The organism is Achromobacter sp. 413638 (genome assembly GCF_043119405.1).
Taxonomy (GTDB): domain Bacteria; phylum Pseudomonadota; class Gammaproteobacteria; order Burkholderiales; family Burkholderiaceae_B; genus Achromobacter.
The window spans coordinates 1-18,158 of sequence record NZ_JBICCO010000046.1; the positions used below are offsets into that span (position 1 = coordinate 1).

Consider the following 18,158-nt stretch of genomic DNA (forward strand, 5'->3'; position numbering starts at 1 on the left):
AGGCCGAGGCGACCGACGTGACGCCGGTGGCGCCCGCCGCGCCGGGGGGCCCCCCCCCCCCGCCCCCCGCCCCGGGGGCCGGGGCCCCGCGGTCCATGGGACCGTGGGCCGGCGTGTCCGGCCTCAGCGCGCGGCTTGCGCCGCGCGCGCCTCGAAGGCCGCGTGGCAGGCCGCGCAGATCGCCGCGGTGATGCCCTGGCGCGCATGCTCGCGCCGTTCCAGCATGCCGATCGCGCGCGCCGAGGGCCCCAGGTCGGCCGGCAGCGGCAGGATGCGCAACTGCGGGCTCTGTTGCCAGTTCGAGCCATTGATCAGCGGCAGCAACGTCACGCCGACTTCCTGGCGCACCAGCTCGATCAGGGTCTCGATCGCGTTCAATTCCAGGAATTCATTCAGCGGCACGGCCAGGCGGCGCAGCAGGCGGTCGATCTGCAGCCCCGTGCGCTGGGTGCGGTCGAAACGCAGGAATGGATTGTTGGCCAGCACCTGGCGCGCGTCCTTGCCGGGCGCGCCGGGCGGGGCGATCACCACCAGCTCTTCTTCATACAGCGGCGTCCAGCGGGTGCTGGCCATCTTGCGGCCGGCCTCGACCAGGAAGGCGGCATCCAGGTCGCCGTCCTCGACGCGGCCGGCCAGCTCGCTGGCCTTGCCCGACAGCACGCGCACGTCCAGCTTCGGATGCGCCTTCTTCAGGCCCGACACCACCTTGGACAGCGTGCCCATGCAGGACACGATGCTGCCCACCGACACCGAGCCGGCCAGCTCGCCCGGCGCGGTGCGCGGCAGGCGCAGGCGGTCGTACATGTCCAGCAGCTGCCTGGCTTCGGGCAGCAGCTCGCGGCCGGCGGCGTTGAGGATGGCCAGCCGGCCGCTGCGGTCGAACAGCTCGCGGCCCAGTTCGGTTTCCAGGGAGCGCATCTGGAAGCTGACGGCGGCCTGGGTGAGGGCGACCTGCTCGGCTGCTTCGGAGAAGGAGCCGTGATGCGCCACCGCCAGGAAAGTGCGCAGGAAACGGATGGTGCTCATGGCGTCTTCTAAGGGTTAGTACGGTGTTGCCGCCGCCATGGCGCGAGCGGGTGTTGGCGGCTCGCGGCGTGTCGGCAGGGCGTGGAGAAGCGGGTCATCGATTCACAAAATTTTCTTTTATGACCGAACAAAAAATCAAATTGATTTAATCAAATCCCAAGAGTAATGTCATCCGGTTCAACATAACGAATCCCATCCGCAGAGACCCGAGACATGAAAGCCTTCGACTGGAGCAATCCCTATCCCTCCGTCCGCATTCCGCTGTTCGCCCGCAACGTGGTGTCCACCTCGCACCCGCTGGCGGCGCAGGCCGGATTGCGCATGCTGCTCAAGGGCGGCAATGCCGTGGACGCGGCCATCGCCGCCGCGGCCGCCATCGTGCTGGTCGAGCCGGTTTCCTGCGGCCTGGGCGGCGACTGTTTCGCCATCGTCTGGGACGGCCAGCAGCTGCATGGCCTGAATTCCTCCGGCGTGGCCCCGGCCGCCTGGAACGTCGAATACTTCAAGCGCAAGCACGGCGTCGGCCCGAACGGGCTGGCGGTGCAGCCCAAGCGCGGCTGGGACTCGGTCACGGTGCCGGGCGTGGTGGCGGGCTGGGCCGCGCTGCATGAAAAGCTGGGCAAGCTGCCGTTCGAGCAACTGTTCGAGCCGGCCATCGAGATCGCCGAGCGCGGCTACGCCGTGCCGCCGGTGGTGGCGCACAAGTGGGCCGCCGCCGCCAATGAGCTGAGCGCGCAGCCCGGCTACGCCCAGGCCTTCATGCCCGAGGGCCGCGCGCCCAAGGTGGGCGAGCATTTCCGCTTCCCCGACGCGGCCTACACGCTGCGCCGCATCGCCGCGACCAAGGGCCGCGACTTCTACGAAGGCGAGCTGGCCGAGCGCATCGCCGCCTTCAGCAAGGAATGCGGCGGCGCCATGACGCTGGAAGACCTGCGCGGCTACCGGCCGGAATGGGTCAAGCCGATTTCCCGGTCCTATCGCGGCTACGAGCTGCACGAAATCCCGCCGAACGGGCAGGGCATCGCCGCGCTGATCGCGCTGGGCATCGTCGAGCGCTTCGACATGGCCTCGATGCCGGTGGATTCGGTGCAGTCGCAGCACGTGCAGATCGAAGCCATGAAGCTGGCCTTCGCCGACCTGTACAAGTACGTGGCCGACCCGCGCTCGATGGAAGTCACGCCCGAGCAGATGCTGTCGGACGCCTACCTGGACAGCCGCGCCAAGCTGATCCGCCTGGACCGCGCCACGCATTTCGAGGCGGGCCGTCCGCATGCCGGCGGCACCGTCTACCTGACCGCCGCCGACGAGAACGGCATGATGATCTCGTTCATCCAGTCCAACTACATGGGCTTCGGTTCGGGCGTGGTGGTGCCGGGCACCGGCATCAGCCTGCAGAACCGGGGCGTGGGTTTCTCGATGGATCCGAAGTCGGCCAACGTGGTCGAGGGCGGCAAGCGTCCGTTCCACACCATCATCCCGGGTTTCCTGACGCGCGGCGGCAAGCCGGTCATGAGCTTCGGCGTGATGGGCGGCGACATGCAGCCGCAAGGCCACCTGCAGACCGTGGTGCGCATGATCGACTACCACCAGCAACCGCAGGCCGCCTGCTGCGCGCCGCGCTGGAAGGTCAACCGCGATTTCACGCTGGACATCGAGACCAACATGGCCGGCGCCACCGTCACCGGCCTGAAGGACCTGGGGCATCCTTTGAAGTCGGTGCAGGATCCGTACATGGACTTCGGCGCAGGTCAGTTCATCTGGCGCATGTCCGAGAACGACAACGAGCTGGGCTACGTGGCCGCCAGCGATAGCCGCCGCGACGGCCAGGCCGTGGGCTTCTGACGGCCGTCAGCCGGACCCGGGGACACCGGGCCGGCGCATTGCACATACAAGGGGAAATACCACGATGAAACGCTTTGCCTTGACCTTCGGCGCCGGCCTCCTGGCGCTGGGCGCCTGCGCCGCCAGCGCGCAGAACCTGCGCATCGGCCTGCAGGAGGATCCGGACGTGCTGGATCCGCACCGCGCCCGCACCTATGTGGGCCGCATCGTCTTCACCTCGCTGTGCGACAAGCTGATCGACATCGATCCCAAGCTGCATTTCGTGCCGCAGCTGGCCACCTCGTGGACGTTCAGCGAAGACAACAAGACGCTGACCTTCAAGCTGCGCGAGGACGCGCTGTTCCATGATGGCAGCAAGTTCGACGCCGCCGCCGCCAAGGCCAACCTGGACCGCGCCATGTCCCTGCCGGACAGTCTGCGCAAGGGCGAGCTGGGCTCGGTGGCCAAGGTCGAGGCGCCGGACGCCGCCACGCTGGTGCTGACGCTCAAGCAGCCCGACGCGACGCTGCTGGCCCAGCTGTCCGACCGCGCCGGCATGATGCTGTCGCCCAAGACCTTCGGCGACGACGTGGCCGCCGTGGGCCGCAAGCCGGTCTGCTCCGGCCCGTACAAGTTCGTCGAGCGCATCCAGAACGACCGCATCGTGCTGGACAAGTTCGACCAGTATTACGACGCCAAGGACTACGCCTTCAAGCGCCTGACCTTCCTGCCGATTCCGGACACCACCGTGCGCCTGTCCAATCTGCGCGCCGGCGACCTGGACCTGCTCGAGCGCTTGAACCCGTCCGACGTGCCCCAGGTCAAGACCGACGCCAGCCTGACCTTCGCGCCGGTGGCGGGCCTGGGCTTCCAGCAGTTCATGTTCAACGTGGCCAACGGCAAGCGCGCCGAGGACAATCCGTTCAAGAACAAGCTGGTGCGCCAGGCCTTCCAGTACGCCATCGACCGCAACGCCATCAACGAAGTGGCCGGCGGCGGCATCTTCGAGCCGGCGCAGCAGCCGTACCCGCCCGCCAGTCCCTATCACAGCGACAAGTTCCCGCCGACCCAGCGCGACGTGGCCAAGGCCCGCGCGCTGCTCAAGCAGGCGGGCTTCGAGCGCGTGAAGGCCGAGGTCATGTTCGGCAACAACACCACCACCTCGTCGGTGGCCGAGATGGTGCAGGCCATGGCGTCCGAGGCCGGTTTCGACCTGTCGCTGCGCCCGACCGAGTACGCCGCGCTGCAAAAGGAATCGGCCGGCGGCAATTTCCAGGTGGTGATGCTGGGCTGGTCCGGCCGCGTCGATCCGGACGGCAACATCCACGCTTTCGTCACCTGCAAGGGCGCGCTGAACGACGGTCACTACTGCAACGCGGAAGTCGACAAGCTGCTCAACGAGGCCCGCACGGTGCCGGACGAGGCCAAGCGCCGCGCCATCTACGACCAGGCCCAGGCCATCATCCAGGACGAGCTGCCGGGCGTGTACAACTACTACCAGCCCTGGCCCTTCGCGCTGGCCAGGAAGGTCAAGGGTTTCGTGCCCTATCCGGACGGCATGATCCGCCTGAAGGGCGTGACCTTCGCGCAGAAGTAGGGGGCGTCGCGATCCCTGTCTTGATGATGTAGCGGGCGGCGGCCAGGCGCCGCCGCCCGTTCCGGCGCCATCCCTGGCGTCGGCCGCTGTTCCCGGCGGACGCGCGCCAGGCTGTCGCGGCCCGGTTCCGTCCGCCGTCTTGCCCTTACGGTTTTTCCCATGCTCAAACTCATATTGCGCCGCGTGCTGGTTGCGATCCCGACACTGATACTGGTGTCGATGATCGTGTTCATGTTGCAGAAGATCCTGCCCGGCGATCCCGTACTGACCCTGGCCGGCGAGGAGCGCGACCCGGCCGTGCTCGATTACCTGCGCGACAAATACCGGCTCAACGACCCGCTGCCCATGCAGTACGCGGCCTGGGCCGGCCAGGTGCTGCAGGGCGACCTGGGCAAGTCGCTGCGCACCGACGTGCCCGTCACCACGCTGATCGGCCAGAAGCTGCCGGTCACGCTGCAACTGGCGGCCATGGCCATGCTCTTCGCACTGCTGGTCGGCATTCCGATGGGCATCGTGGCCGCGGTGCGCAAGGGCAAGCCCGTCGAGATGGGCGCCAACATCGCGGCGCTGTCGGGCATGTCCATTCCCAACTTCTGGCTGGGCATCATCCTCATCATGGTGGTGTCGGTGCAGTGGAAGCTGCTGCCGGCCTCGGGCTATGTGTCGCCGGCCGAGGATTTCTGGCTGTCGATCAAGACCATGCTGATGCCGGCGCTGGTGCTGTCCACGGCCATCGCCGCCTACCTGATGCGGCACACGCGCTCGGCCATGCTGGAAGCGCTGTCGGCCGACTACGTGCGCACGGCCCGCGCCAAGGGCGTGCCGGCGCGCAGCGTGGTGCTGCGGCACGCGCTGCGCAACGCGCTCATGCCCATCGTCACGCTGGTGACGCTGCTGTTCGGCGAGCTGCTGGCCGGCGCCGTGCTGACCGAGCAGGTCTTCACCATCCCGGGCTTCGGCAAGCTGGTGGTGGATGCCGTGTTCACGCGCGACTACGCCGTGGTGCAGGGCGTGGTGCTGTGCGTGGCGGTGGGCTTCATCCTGATGAACCTGCTGGCCGACATCCTGTACATCCTGGTCAATCCCCGCCTGAGGCACGCATGAGCGCCATTTCCGCAAATCCCGCCGCCGCCGCGCCGCCGCGCAGCCGCAACCGCGCCTGGGGCAAGTTCAAGCGCAACCACATCGCCATGCTGGGCCTGGCCATCGTGCTGTTCTTCGTGGCGCTGGCCCTGCTGGCGCCGCTGGTGGCCAACCACGATCCCTTCCAGACCAGCTTCACCACCATCCGCAAGGCGCCGTCGGCGCAATACTGGCTGGGCACGGACGAGCTGGGCCGCGACATCTTCAGCCGCATGGTCTATGGCGCGCGCGCCTCGCTCATGGCCGGCCTGGTGTCGGTGCTGATCGCGCTGGCCGTGGGCGTGCCGTTCGGCCTGGCCTCCGGCTATTTTGGTGGCTGGACCGACAGCTGCATCTCGCGCGCCACCGAGGCGCTGCTGGCCATTCCCTTCCTGATCCTGGCGATCGCGCTGGCCGCCTTCCTGGGGCCCAGCCTGATGAACGCCATGATCGCCATCGGCGTGTCGGCCGCGCCCAAGTTCATCCGCCTGACGCGCGGGCAGGTGCTGGCGGTCAAGAGCGAGGACTATGTGCAGAGCGCCCGCGCGCTGGGCGCGTCGGACCTGCGCATCATCGCGCGCCACGTGTTCCCCAACGTCATGCCGCCGCTGATCGTGCAGGCCACCATCACCATCGCCACGGCCATCATCGCCGAGGCCAGCCTGTCGTTCCTGGGCCTGGGCCTGCAGCCACCGAACCCGTCCTGGGGCTCGATGCTGAACACCGCCAAGAACTTCATGACCCAGGCGCCGTGGATGTCGATCTTCCCCGGATCGGCCATCTTCCTGGTGGTGCTGGGCTTCAACCTGCTGGGCGACGGGCTGCGCGACGCGCTGGATCCGCGCCAGGAAAAGTAATCATCATGGCAACAATGGATTCCAAACGCGTGGTTCAGGTCAATGACCTGACCGTGCGCTTCAAGACCCCGGACCGCGTCGTGGAAGCGGTGCGCAACGTGTCGTTCCATGTGGACCGGGGCGAGACGCTGGCCATCGTCGGCGAGTCGGGCTCGGGCAAGTCGGTGACGTCGCTGGCGCTGATGCGGCTGGTGGAGTACGGCGGCGGGCGCATCGTCAACGGCGGCATGCTGCTGCGCCGGCGCAGCGGCGAGGTGCTGGACCTGGTGGCGGCGTCCGACGCGACACTGCAGCGCGTGCGCGGCGCCGACGTGGCCATGATCTTCCAGGAGCCGATGACCTCGTTGAACCCCAGCTTCACGGCCGGCAACCAGATCGCCGAGGCGCTGCGGCTGCACCAGGGCCTGGACGCGGCGGCGGCGCGCGCCGAGACGCTGCGCATGCTGGAACGCGTGCGCATCCCCGAGGCCCGTGCCATCCTGGACCGCTATCCGCACCAGCTGTCCGGCGGCATGCGCCAGCGCGTCATGATCGCCATGGCGCTGTCCTGCAAGCCGCAGCTGCTGATCGCCGACGAGCCCACCACCGCGCTGGACGTGACCATCCAGGCCCAGATCCTGCAACTGATCCGGCAGCTGCAGGAGGAAATGGACATGGGCGTGATCTTCATCACGCACGACATGGGCGTGGTGGCCGAGGTGGCCGACCGCGTGCTGGTCATGTATCGCGGCGACAAGGTTGAGGAGGGCGGTTCGGACGCGGTCTTCGCCCGGCCGCAGCACGCCTACACGCGCGCGCTGCTGTCGGCGGTGCCGCGCCTGGGGGCCATGCACGGCACGGACGAGCCCGCGCCATTTCCGCTGCTGCGCGTGGACGACGCGGTCAAGGGCGCGCCGCAAGCCTCGGCTCCAGCCCCGGCCCCTGTCGCCCGGCCCTCGACCGTGCGGCGCGAGAACGGCCCGGTGCTGAAGGTGCGCGACCTTACCACCACTTTCGACATCACCGGCGGCATCCTGGGCCGGGTGCAGAAGCGCGTGCACGCGGTCGAGAAGGTCAGTTTCGACCTGTACCCCGGCGAGACGCTGTCGCTGGTAGGCGAGTCCGGCTGCGGCAAGACCACCACCGGCCGTTCGCTGCTGCAGCTGGTCAAGAGCCGGGCCGGCACCATCGAATTCGACGGCAAGAACATCGGCGCGCTGCGCGGCAGCGCCATGCAGACGCTGCGCCAGCACATCCAGTTCATCTTCCAGGACCCCTTCGCCTCGCTGGATCCGCGCATGACGGTCGGCTACTCCATCATGGAGCCGCTGCTGATCCACGGCGTGGCGCGCGGCAAGGCGGCCGAGGAGCGGGTGCGCTGGCTGATGGACAAGTGCGGCCTGCTGCCCGAGATGATCGACCGCTATCCGCACGAGTTCTCCGGCGGCCAGCGCCAGCGCATCTGCATCGCGCGCGCGCTGGCGCTGAACCCCAAGGTGGTGATCGCCGACGAATCGGTGTCGGCGCTGGACGTGTCGATCCAGGCGCAGATCGTGAACCTGCTGCTGGACCTGCAGCGCGAGCTGGGCGTGTCCTTCCTGTTCATCTCGCATGACATGGCGGTGGTCGAGCGCGTCAGCCATCGCGTGGCGGTGATGTACCTGGGCCAGATCGTCGAGATCGGCCCGCGCCGCGCGATCTTCGAGAACCCGCAGCATCCGTACACGAAGAAGCTGATGGCGGCCGTGCCGATCGCCGATCCCGCGCGCCGCCACCGCGAGCGCTCATTGCTGGTGGACGAGATTCCCAGCCCGATGCGCAAGCTGGGCGACGATCCGCTGGTCCAGCCGCTGGCGCAGGTGGGTGAGGGGCACTACGTGGCGCGGCACCCTATCGGGGTGTACTGAGCGCTATCCGATGTCGAGATAGGCGCTAGGCGTCGCGCCCAGGACGCGGCGGAACGCCGAGGCAAAGGCGCTGGGGCTGGCATAGCCCAGGTCCAGCGCCACGCGGGTCACGGACTGCCCCTGTGTCAGGCGCGCGATCGCCGCCTGCAGGCAGACCTGCTGCCGCCACGCGGCGAAGCTGGCGCCGGTCTGCGCGCGGAACAGCCGGGTGAAAGTGCGCCGGCTCATGCCGGCGTCGGCCGCCATCTCGTCCAGGCTCGCGCCGATCGAGGGCGCGGCGAACAGGCGCAGGCAGGCGCGCGCCAGGCGCGGGTCTTCGGGCAGCGGCGCGTGCAGGTGCAGGCGCGGCATGGCCGCGATTTCCGCGATCAGCAGCGCCATCAGCTTGCCGTCGCGTCCCTCGACGTCGTACAGGGCTGGCAGGTCGACCGCCTGATCCAGCAGCAGGCGCAGCAAGGGCGACACCCCATGGACGCAGCAATGGTCCGGCAGGCGCGCGGCTTGCGCGGCAGGCGGGGCGATGAAGGCGTTGAGCATCGTGACCGGCCCGTTCATCGTCATCTCATGCGCCATGTCCGCCGGCAGCCAGCAGGCCCGTTGCGGCGGCACCAGCCAGCGGCCTTGCGGCGTCGCCACGCTGATGGCGCCGCGCGAGGCATAGGCGAACTGGCCGCGCAGATGCGTGTGCGCGGGAAAGGTCGAGCCGGCGGGATAGTCGTTGGCGGTGACGACCACGCTGCGCGGCAGGTGTTCGTAGGGATCGAGCAGGGTATTGCGCATGGCCCGGATTCTATAGCGATTGGCCCGCCATCGAAGGCGGGCCGTCGCGCGCGCTTCTACGATGGGTTTTTATGTTGCCGTTCAGTGCCAGGCCCGCGTTGCGGCCGGGCGCCAGGGCGGCGCGATCATCATGGAGTCCGTATGGCAAACACTTTTCACCGCGTGGGCAATGGCCCCCATCCCGTCCTGGTCCTGCCCGGCTGGTTTGGCGATGCGCATGCCTTCGAGCCGATCGAAGCCTGGCTGGACGGCGGCGCGTTCAGCTATGTGTTCATGGATTACCGGGGCTATGGCGGCATGCGGGACGCGCCGGGCGACTACACGATCGACGAAATCGCCACGGACGCGCTCGCGCTGGCGGACGAGCTGGGGTTCGCGTCGTTCAGCCTGATCGGGCATTCGATGGGCGGCATGGCGATCGAGCGGATCGCCGCGCTCGCGCCCAAGCGCGTGCGCGCGCTGGTCGCCGTCGCGCCCGTTCCCTGCGGCGGGATACGGATGGATGCGGCGCGACGGGCCTTGTTTGAGGGCGCGGCTGTGCAGGTGGAACAGCGCCGGACCATCATCGACCGCAGCACCGGCGGGCGCCTGCCGGCATCGTGGGTGGCGTGGAAGGCGGCGTATTCGGCGGCACGCTCGATGCCAGCGGCCTTCGCCGCCTATTTTCACGCCTGGGCCGACACGGATTTCAGCGATGCGATCGACGGCAGGCATCCGCTGAAGGCGCTGGTCGGTCGACATGATCCCGTGTTCAACGCCGCCCTGATGGCCGACACCTATGCGCGCCGTTATCCGCTGGCCAGCGTGGAAGTGCTGGAGAACGCCGGCCACTATCCGATGAACGAAACGCCGCTGGCGCTGGCGGCCGCCATCGAGAGCTTCCTGCTCAGCGTTTCTCCAGCGCCAGCTTCAGCCCGAACGCGATGAACACCGCGCCCGTCATCCGGTCCAGCCCGCGCATGACGGCCGGGCGCGACAGCCAGCGCGCCAGCGGGCGCGTGGCCGCGACCAGCAGGCCGAACCACAGCATGCCGAGCACGGCATGCACGGCGGCCAGCAGCAGGCTGAAGCGCATCACGTCGGCGCCGGCGGGGATGAATTGCGGCAGGAAGGTGACGTAGAACACGCCGATCTTGGGATTGAGCGCGTTGGTCAGGCAGCCGCGCATGAACCAGCCGGCGCCGCCGGAGGCGGGACGGGCGGACAGTTCCGCCGCCAGCAGCGCGGAGCCGCCGGCCTGGCCTGCCTGGCGGCGTCCGGGCCAGGTGTTCCACAGCAGTCGCGCGCCCAGGTAGAACAGATAGGCGGCCGCGGCGATGCGCAGCACGTCGTAGGCGACGGTGGACACGGCCAGCAGCGATCCCAGCCCGAACGCGGCCGCCGCGCCCCAGGCCAGGCAGCCGGTGCTGATGCCCAGTCCGGCCAGCAGCGCGCGCCGTCCGCCCTCGACCGCGGCGGTGCGCAGCACCAGGGCGTTGTCCAGGCCCGGCGTGACGGTGAGGATGGCGGCGGCCAGGGTGAAGGCGAGCAGGGCGGCGGTGGCGGTCATGGCGGGGTTCGCGGGTGGGCAGGCGACAGTAGGGCTTGCGATGAGGGGCGGTCGCGATGGTCATCGGCGCTGCGTCCGCGACTGCAATGGGACACGGGCCGGGCGCGGCCTGAACGCAGTGTAGCGCCGCGCGCCGGGGCGCGGCAGGGGAAGGCGGCTGGCGGTATCATGGCGGGTTTCGCGATACGCGTTCACTTCCGGAATTCCATCATGGCCCTGCGCGCCACCATCTACAAGGCCGACCTCAACGTGGCCGACACCGACCGCCACTATTACGGCACGCACGGCCTGACCGTGGCCCGCCATCCGTCCGAGACCGACGAGCGCATGATGGTGCGCCTGGTCGCGTTCGCGCTGCACGCCAGCGAGGAGCTGGCCTTCACCAAGGGACTGAGCGATACCGACGAGCCGGACCTCTGGGAAAAGGACCTGACCGGCGCGGTCAAGCTGTGGATCGAAGTCGGCCAGCCCGAGGAACGCCGCATCCTGCGCGCCTGCGGCCGCGCCGAGCAGGTCATCGTCTATTGCTACGGCGGTTCGGCCAGCAAGATCTGGTGGGACGGCGTGCGCAACAAGCTGGAACGCGCCCGCAACCTGAAGATCGTCAACCTGCCGTCCGAACAGAGCCGCGCGCTGGCGCAGCTGGCCGAGCGCACGATGCAGGTCAACGTCAATATCTCCGACGGCATTGTTTATTTCTCGGCCGACAAGGGCGAGGCTACGATCGAGCCGGAAACCTGGCGTTGAGCCAGTCATCCCTTGCGGCCGTCGTGCCGCAAGGGGGGCGCATGCTCAGGCACGCGGGCGCCAGGCCGCGTTATTGCGCGCGCACGTACACCCAGGCCTTCTTCCCCGACTTCAACGGCGCGAGCACGCGCTTGTAGTCCGAGACTTCATAGTCGTCGGCGGCCGCCAGCTCGGCGGGCGTGATGCGAAAGACCTGACCGGCGACCTCGTCGGCGGGCATGCCGGTGGGCGACACGATGGGATGGAATTTCTGACCGCTGGCGCGCAGCACCTCGGGATCGGTGATCTCGACCATGTCCAGGCGGTAGCCGATCATGGCGTCGTTCTCGCCGCCCAGGGGGCGGCCGAAGGTCGACAGCTGCACGCTTTCCTGCTGCAGAGTGCCGTAAGAAAACAGTAATTCCGTTTGCTGCGCTTCAGTCATGAACCATCTCTCAGAGTGGGGCGGGCGCGAGGCCCGCCGGGGGTGGGTCTGGCGGTGAAAACGTTGTGTGGTGAATTATATTGCGCAAGCCCATTCCGCATTGCGGAGGACGGCACGAATAAAAAATGCTTGCGCGCCGATGTCGCGGCTCATTAATATGATGATCATCATATTTACTGCCGCCGCCATGTCCCGTTCCACTCCCCGCAAAGAGCAGACCCACGAGCGCATCGTCGAGGTCGCCGCGCGCGCCGTGCGCCGCGAGGGCTACGCCGGCGTGGGCGTGGCTGACATCATGAAGGAAGCGGGGCTGACCCACGGTGGCTTCTACGCGCACTTTCCGTCGCGCGACGCGATGCTGGTCGAGGCGGTCGAGCGCGCCGGGCAGGATGGCGCCGCGCGCCTGATGCAGCGGATGGAACAATGGCGCGAGCAGGGCGCCAGCCCGCTGCGCGCGCTGGTCGAGACCTATCTGTCGGAAGCGCATCTGGGCGGCTGCGAGGGCGGCTGCCCGGTGTCGTCGCTGGTGTCCGAAATGCCGCGCCAGTCGCCGCAGCTGCGCGAGTCCGGCGCGGGCCGGGTGCGCGGGCTGATGAATCTGGTGCGGCGTTTCCTGCCGGCCGATGCCCGGCCCGGCGCGGCGACGGCCGTGACCAGCACCCTGGTGGGCGCCTTGCAACTGGCGCGCGCATTGGGCGACAACGCCGAGGGGCGGGCGGTGCTGGCCGAGGCGCGCCAGGCGCTGCTGTCGCGCTACGAACCGGAGGGTGAACGCGCGCCGCATTGAGGGGATGCAAGTCGCGGCCGCCGTGCGCGGCCATTTTCTTATTTCTGAATATGATGATCATCATATTTTTCCGCGCGTGAAGCGCAACGCCCGCCCCGCAAGGCGCGGTTTTCCTGGAATCCGTTCAATCATGTCTTCCTCGGTTCATACGCCCGCGCCGTCTTCGGCGGAATTCGCGGGGTCTCCCTGGCCGGTCTTCTGGATCGCCAGCGTCGCGGTCTTCCTGGTGTCGCTGGACGCCACTTTGCTGTACGCCGCCTTCGGCGCGCTGCGAGCAGGCTTTCCCCAGGCCTCGGCGGCCGATATGTCGTGGGTGCTGAACGGCTACACCGTGGTCTATGCCGCCATGCTGATCCCTTCCGGCGGGCTGGCCGACGCCTATGGCCGCAAGCGCATGTTCCTGACCGGCGTGGCCCTGTTCCTGGCGGCATCGGCGGCCTGCGGCCTGGCCGGCGGCGTGGGCTGGCTGGTGGCCGCGCGCGTGGCGCAGGCGGTTGGCGCGGCCTTGCTGACGCCGGCGTCGCTGTCCATCGTGCTGGCCGCCTTTCCGGTCGCGCAGCGCACCGTGGCCGTGAGCCTGTGGGGCGCGGTGGCGGGGCTGGCGGCGGCGGTCGGCCCCAGCCTGGGCGCTTTCGTGGTGGACGCGGCGGGCTGGCCCTGGGCCTTCTACATCAACGTGCCGCTGGGCGCGCTGTCGCTGTGGCGCGGCGCGCGCCTGCTGCAGGAATCGGTGCGGCCCGAGTCGCGGCGGCGCCTGGACGGGGTGGGCATGGCACTCTTGATCCTGGGCGTGGGCGCGGTGGCGCTGGCCATCGTGCAGTCGGAGTCGCCGGCCTGGTCGGCCGGCGAGCTATGGGTTGCCGCCGCCGTCGGCGCGGGCGCGCTGGCCGCCTTCGTGGCCTGGGCCCGCGTCGCGCCGCAGCCGCTGGTGGACCTGGCGCTGTTCCAGCACCGCAGCTATCGCTACGCGAACCTGGCGACGCTGAGCTTCGGCATCGCCTTCGCGATGATGTTCTTCGCCTTCTTCTTCTACATGATGGGCGTCTGGCACTACAGCCTGCCCAAGGCCGGGCTGGCGGTGACGCCGGGGCCGCTGCTGGTCATGCCCACCGCCATCGTGACCGGCAGGCTGGCCGCGCGCATGGGGCATCGGCCGTTCCTGGTCGGCGGCGCCTTGCTGTACGCGGTGGCCGGGCTGTGGTTCCTGCTGGTGCCGGGCGCGGAGCCTGACTATCTGGGCGCCTGGTTGCCGGGCCTGGTGCTGAGCGGCCTGAGCGTGGGCATGGTGCTGCCTTCGCTGGCCGGCGCGGCCGTCAGCCGGCTGCCGGCGCAGCATTATGCGGTGGGCAGCGCCGTCAATCAGGCCACGCGCCAGATCGGCGCCGTGCTGGGCGTGGCGATCACGGTGCTGCTGTTGGGCAAGGGTGCGCTGAGCCACGCGGATTTCGATCCGCTGTACATGGCGCATGTGGGCCTGGCCTTGCTGACGGGGCTGCTGTGCCTGGCGGTGGACACGAGGCCGACCGCGACGCCCGCCGCAAGGCCGGCGCGTTGAGGCGGGCCTCAGCGCGGCGTGCGCTGGTGCGGCATGAGCGGCGGCACGGGTTTGCCGGCGACCAGTTGCCAGAAGGCGGGCAGGAAGCACTCGGCCACCAGCAGCGGCCGGCCCTGGCGCCAGAACACCGAGCGGCGCGCCCAGATGCGGGCGGCATCGAGTTCGCGCGCGTCGGGCGGCAGCGCGCCGATGGCGGTGGCGTGAAAGGGCACGGGCGAGGCCAGCCGGCGGCAGGCGAAAGGCGAGCGGATGACCGTGCGATCGTGATAAAGCATGTCGGCCAGCGGCCGCGTGCGCAGGCGCCGCATGCCCTGCCAGGCGCCGTGCGAGGCGGCCAGCGGCGTCAGGCTGCGGGCCGGCACGCTGTCCACGCCGTCGACGGACATCAGCACTTCGCGGATCCAGACCGGCGCGCCGGGCGCGATGCGCATGGCGCGCGCTTCATCCTGCGGCGCGCCGTCGGCGTACTCGGCCAGCACCCGCAGCCGCACCTGGCCCACCTGGCGCAGTCCGGCGGTCAGGGCGCCAGGACGGAACAGCCAGTGGCGCTGGGCGGGGGTGAGGGCGGGCGGCGCGCTGGCCAGCCAGCCGGCGGCGAGAGGAGGGCGGAATGCTGCGGGAAGGATCATGGCTGCGTATTATGCCAAGAGCCGCGCCCGGGCCCTTGCGGCGTGATGCCGCAGGCCGGGCGGCGGCGGGGCTGGGCATACAATGGCGGCCATGGAAAAAGTACGCATCTCCAAGCTCATGTCCGAGCGTGGGCTCTGTTCGCGCCGCGAGGCCGATGGTTATATCGAGCGCGGCTGGGTCCGCGTCGACGGCGTGGTGGTGTCCGAACTGGGCGCCCGCGCGTTTCCCGACCAGGTCATCACGCTGGAACGCGCCGCGCAGGCGCGCCAGACCTCGCGCGTCACGATACTGATCAACAAGCCGGTGGGCTATGTGTCCGGCCAGGCCGAGAAGGGCTATACCCCGGCCGTGGCGCTGATCGACGCGCGTTCGCGCTTCGCCGCCGACCGCGCGCCGCAGCGCTTCGAGCGCGGCCATCTGGACGGCCTGGCCGTGGCCGGCCGGCTGGACATCGATTCCCAGGGCCTGCTGGTGCTGACGCAGGACGGTCGCATCGCCAAGCAGCTGATCGGCGAGGATTCCGAGGTCGACAAGGAATACCTGGTGCGCGTGCAGGGCAGCCTGTCGGATCGCGGCCTCGAACTGTTGAATCACGGCCTGTCGCTGGACGGCAAGGCCCTGCGGCCGGCGCAGGTGCGCTGGCAGAACAGCGACCAGCTGCGCTTCGTGTTGCGCGAGGGCAAGAAGCGTCAGATCCGCCGCATGTGCGAGCTGGTCGGCCTCAAGGTGGTGGGCCTGAAGCGCGTGCGCATCGGCCGCGTGGCGCTGGGCGACCTGCCGCTGGGGCAGTGGCGCTATCTGCGCGAGGACGAGCGCTTCTAGGTCTGCCCCGTCCCGGTCCGGGCGCCGCCCCGGGCCTTATCCGCGCACAGATTTTTCAGTCTGTTTCCAGCGCGCCGTCATTTCATGAAAGCGGCGCTATCCTTCGTTGGCCCGCTACCCAGGCGCTCCATCAGGAATTCGATGAAGATCCGGGTCTTGGCGGGCAGGAGCCTGGTCTCGGTGACCGCATAGACGGGGAAGGGCCCCAGCTGCCAGTCGGGCAGCACCCGCAACAGCTGGCCCGAACGCTGTTCCTCGCGCTGGCCGCCGACCAGCACCGCGATGCCCGCGCCCAGCATCGCCAGCCGGCGCGCCATGGCGACGCCGTTGACCGAAAAGCGGTTGCCGGGCGTGAACTCGATGTGCTGGTCGCCGTTGTTCAGCGGCCAGCGCGTGACGCGGCCGGCGCCTTCCGCGCGGAACTCGATGCACTCGTGGCGGGTGAGGTCGCTGGGATGCTTGGGCTCCCCGTGTTTTTCCAGGTACTCGCGCGACGCGTACAGATAGGCCGGCAGCATGCCCAGCAGGCGCGCGATCTGCGTCGAGTCGGGCAGTTCGCCGATCTCGATGGACACGTCGCAGGTCTGGAACACGCGCTGCGCGTGGTCCGGGTTGGCGAGGTCGAGATAGAAGGTGACGTCCGGATAGCGCAGGGAGAATTCCATGAACGATTCGGCCAGGAAGTCCGTGCCGAAGTCGGCGGGCATGTTGACCCGCAGCGGGCCGACCGGGGTGTCGACCAGCTTCTGCAATTCTTCATGGGCGATCTGGGCCTCGGCCACGATCAGTTGGCAGCGTTCGAAGTACAGGCGGCCGGCGTCGGTCAGTTCGACCTTGCGCGTGGTGCGGCTGAGCAGGCGCAGCCCCACGGAGCGTTCGAGTTCGGCCACCTGGCGAGACAAAGTCGACTTGGGGATGCCCAGGCTGGCGGCGGCGCGGCTGAAACTATGCGTCTTGGCCACTTCGACGAAGAGCTCCATGCCTTGTAAACGTTTCATGGCGGAATTTTGTCATAGAGGGAGTCGTAAGATTGTCCCACAGATGGAATGATGTTTTCTCTTGATTGCTCTTTGTTTCTCGTGCGGGATAACGCAGAATGCGAGTTCTGCATTGCAGCAACGCCCTGCCTGACCGTCCGAGTCCACCATTTCCCCGAACCGCTACCCGATCCGCGCGCCGCGTGGACCCAGAGCTGTTGTTTTCCAAAATGTAGAGCGGGCGGGCCGTACACAAGCCGTCCGGGCGAGGTACGCTCGGCGCTTCCGGGCAAGGCCGTCTTCCGCCGTTGCGTCGCGCGTCAGTCCGCGCGGCCGGTCGGGGGGCAACTTTTATCGTGATTGGGAACTGAACGTATGAACAAGAAAAGCGCTATGTGGCGCGGCGCGGCGGTCGTCGCGCTGACGGCATCGGCCCTCACCCTGGCCGCTTGCGGCAAGAAGCAGGACGCGCCCCAGGCGGGCAAGCCGCAGGTTTCGGTCGTGACCCTGTCCACCAAGGCGGTTTCCCTGACCACCGAGCTGCCGGGCCGCACCTCGCCGTTCCGCGTGGCCGAGGTCCGGCCGCAGGTCAACGGCATCGTGCAGAAGCGGCTGTACACCGAAGGCGGCGACGTCAAGGCCGGGCAGCAGCTCTACCAGATCGATCCCGCCTTGTACCAGGCCACGCTGGACAGCCAGAAGGCCGCCCTGGCGCGCGCCCAGGCGCAGCAGAAGACCGCCGCGCTGCTGGTCGAACGCTACAAGCCGCTGGTGGCCACGCGCGCCGTCAGCCAGCAGACCTATGACAACGCCGTCGCCTCGCGCGACCAGGCGGCCGCCGATGTGCTGTCGGCCAAGGCCGCGCTGGACACGGCGCGCATCAACCTGGTCTACACCAAGGTGCTGTCGCCCATCGACGGCATCATTGGCCGCTCCTCGGTGACCGAGGGCGCGCTGGTGACCGCCAATCAGGCCGCCGCGCTGGCCGCCGTGCAGCAGATCGATCCGATGTACGTCGACGTGACGCAGTCCAGCGTGCAACTGCTGCGCCTGCAGGAAGCGCTGGCCAGCGGCCAGCTGACCCGCGCCGACGGCGAGCAGTCCGCGGTGGTCACGCTGACGCTGGAAGACGGCACGCAGTACAAGCAGCAGGGCAAGCTGCAGTTCTCGGAAGTCACGGTGGATCCGGGCACGGGTTCGGTCACGCTGCGGGCGGTGTTCCCCAATCCTGACCGCCGGCTGCTGCCGGGCATGTTCGTGCGCGCCCGCCTGGTCGACGGCGTGGCCAGCCAGGGCCTGCTGGTGCCGCAGCGCGGCGTGACGCGCAACCAGCGCGGCGAGCCGACGGCGATGGTGGTCAACGCCGAGAACAAGGTCGAACTGCGCACCTTGAAGACCGACCGCGCCGTGGGCGACCAGTGGCTGGTCAGCTCGGGGCTGGCGGCGGGCGACAAGGTGATCGTCGAGGGTCTGCAGATGGTGCGTCCCGGCGTCGAGGTCGTGGCCACCGAGGCCGGCGCCAAGCCGCAGACGGCGCAGCAGCCGCCAGTGGCCGCCGACGCGAAGAAGCAGTAAGTC

At 68.9% G+C, this 18,158-nt stretch carries 17 protein-coding genes; 11 read left to right on the top strand and 6 right to left on the bottom strand.

The genetic code is table 11. The features are described 5' to 3' along the window. Nucleotides 1-123: 123 nt before the first annotated feature. Nucleotides 124-1,026, bottom strand: a complete 903-nt coding sequence (locus tag ACEU5R_RS18555) for a LysR family transcriptional regulator (protein ID WP_103273971.1) — start codon at nucleotides 1,024-1,026, stop codon at nucleotides 124-126. Between the two features lie 213 nt (nucleotides 1,027-1,239). Here ACEU5R_RS18555 and ggt point away from each other — a divergent pair, with 213 nt between their 5' ends. From ggt to ACEU5R_RS18580, 5 genes are all read left to right on the top strand, one after another. Further along, nucleotides 1,240-2,868, top strand: coding sequence for a gamma-glutamyltransferase (gene ggt, locus ACEU5R_RS18560; RefSeq protein ID WP_103273972.1), 1,629 nt, complete (start codon nucleotides 1,240-1,242; stop codon nucleotides 2,866-2,868). A gap of 64 nt (nucleotides 2,869-2,932) precedes the next feature. Beyond that, on the top strand, nucleotides 2,933-4,444 hold the full coding sequence (locus tag ACEU5R_RS18565; protein ID WP_392411190.1) for an ABC transporter substrate-binding protein: 1,512 nt from the start codon (nucleotides 2,933-2,935) through the stop codon (nucleotides 4,442-4,444). Between the two features lie 159 nt (nucleotides 4,445-4,603). Next, complete coding sequence (locus ACEU5R_RS18570) at nucleotides 4,604-5,548, top strand: ABC transporter permease (protein WP_103273974.1); 945 nt, start codon at nucleotides 4,604-4,606, stop codon at nucleotides 5,546-5,548. After that, nucleotides 5,545-6,423 carry an ABC transporter permease gene (locus tag ACEU5R_RS18575; protein WP_392411191.1) on the top strand — a complete coding sequence of 293 codons (879 nt, stop codon included), beginning with the start codon at nucleotides 5,545-5,547 and terminating at the stop codon, nucleotides 6,421-6,423. Before ACEU5R_RS18570 ends, ACEU5R_RS18575 begins: the two co-directional genes overlap by 4 nt. 14 nt (nucleotides 6,424-6,437) lie before the next feature. Continuing rightward, a complete protein-coding gene (locus ACEU5R_RS18580) occupies nucleotides 6,438-8,309 on the top strand; it encodes a dipeptide ABC transporter ATP-binding protein (protein WP_392411210.1) in 1,872 nt (623 codons plus the stop codon). A gap of 3 nt (nucleotides 8,310-8,312) precedes the next feature. Here ACEU5R_RS18580 and ACEU5R_RS18585 read toward each other — a convergent pair whose 3' ends face one another. Further along, entirely contained in the window at nucleotides 8,313-9,089 is a 777-nt protein-coding gene (locus ACEU5R_RS18585; RefSeq protein WP_103273977.1) for a helix-turn-helix domain-containing protein, read from the bottom strand. Nucleotides 9,090-9,230: 141 nt separating this feature from the next. Here ACEU5R_RS18585 and ACEU5R_RS18590 point away from each other — a divergent pair, with 141 nt between their 5' ends. Further along, complete coding sequence (locus tag ACEU5R_RS18590) at nucleotides 9,231-10,016, top strand: alpha/beta fold hydrolase (protein WP_392411192.1); 786 nt, start codon at nucleotides 9,231-9,233, stop codon at nucleotides 10,014-10,016. Here ACEU5R_RS18590 and ACEU5R_RS18595 read toward each other — a convergent pair. Beyond that, the gene (locus tag ACEU5R_RS18595; RefSeq protein WP_392411193.1) at nucleotides 9,976-10,638 is read right to left on the bottom strand and encodes a LysE family translocator; all 663 of its coding nucleotides are present in this window, start codon (nucleotides 10,636-10,638) and stop codon (nucleotides 9,976-9,978) included. The two genes, ACEU5R_RS18590 and ACEU5R_RS18595, sit on opposite strands and share 41 nt — an antisense overlap. Nucleotides 10,639-10,848: 210 nt before the next feature. Here ACEU5R_RS18595 and ACEU5R_RS18600 point away from each other — a divergent pair, with 210 nt between their 5' ends. Continuing rightward, entirely contained in the window at nucleotides 10,849-11,385 is a 537-nt protein-coding gene (locus tag ACEU5R_RS18600; protein ID WP_103273980.1) for a YaeQ family protein, read from the top strand. Nucleotides 11,386-11,455: 70 nt separating this feature from the next. Here the strand turns inward: ACEU5R_RS18600 and ACEU5R_RS18605 are convergent, their stop codons facing one another. Then, on the bottom strand, nucleotides 11,456-11,809 hold the full coding sequence (locus ACEU5R_RS18605) for a gamma-glutamylcyclotransferase family protein (RefSeq protein WP_103273982.1): 354 nt from the start codon (nucleotides 11,807-11,809) through the stop codon (nucleotides 11,456-11,458). A gap of 187 nt (nucleotides 11,810-11,996) precedes the next feature. Between ACEU5R_RS18605 and ACEU5R_RS18610 the strand changes: the two genes are divergently transcribed. Continuing rightward, nucleotides 11,997-12,596, top strand: coding sequence for a TetR/AcrR family transcriptional regulator (locus tag ACEU5R_RS18610; protein ID WP_392411194.1), 600 nt, complete (start codon nucleotides 11,997-11,999; stop codon nucleotides 12,594-12,596). 130 nt (nucleotides 12,597-12,726) lie between these two features. Then, the gene (locus ACEU5R_RS18615) at nucleotides 12,727-14,151 is read left to right on the top strand and encodes an MFS transporter (protein WP_392411195.1); all 1,425 of its coding nucleotides are present in this window, start codon (nucleotides 12,727-12,729) and stop codon (nucleotides 14,149-14,151) included. Between the two features lie 8 nt (nucleotides 14,152-14,159). On the opposite strand, the gene ACEU5R_RS18620 is transcribed toward ACEU5R_RS18615, so the two are convergent. After that, complete coding sequence (locus tag ACEU5R_RS18620) at nucleotides 14,160-14,780, bottom strand: chorismate lyase (protein ID WP_103273985.1); 621 nt, start codon at nucleotides 14,778-14,780, stop codon at nucleotides 14,160-14,162. A gap of 91 nt (nucleotides 14,781-14,871) precedes the next feature. Between ACEU5R_RS18620 and ACEU5R_RS18625 the strand changes: the two genes are divergently transcribed. After that, nucleotides 14,872-15,603, top strand: a complete 732-nt coding sequence (locus tag ACEU5R_RS18625; RefSeq protein ID WP_103276430.1) for a pseudouridine synthase — start codon at nucleotides 14,872-14,874, stop codon at nucleotides 15,601-15,603. Nucleotides 15,604-15,680: 77 nt separating this feature from the next. Here the strand turns inward: ACEU5R_RS18625 and ACEU5R_RS18630 are convergent, their stop codons facing one another. Next, a complete protein-coding gene (locus tag ACEU5R_RS18630; protein WP_103273986.1) occupies nucleotides 15,681-16,583 on the bottom strand; it encodes a LysR family transcriptional regulator in 903 nt (300 codons plus the stop codon). Nucleotides 16,584-16,955: 372 nt separating this feature from the next. On the opposite strand from ACEU5R_RS18630, the gene ACEU5R_RS18635 reads away from it, so the two are divergent. Next, entirely contained in the window at nucleotides 16,956-18,155 is a 1,200-nt protein-coding gene (locus ACEU5R_RS18635; protein ID WP_392411196.1) for an efflux RND transporter periplasmic adaptor subunit, read from the top strand. Nucleotides 18,156-18,158 lie beyond the last annotated feature (3 nt).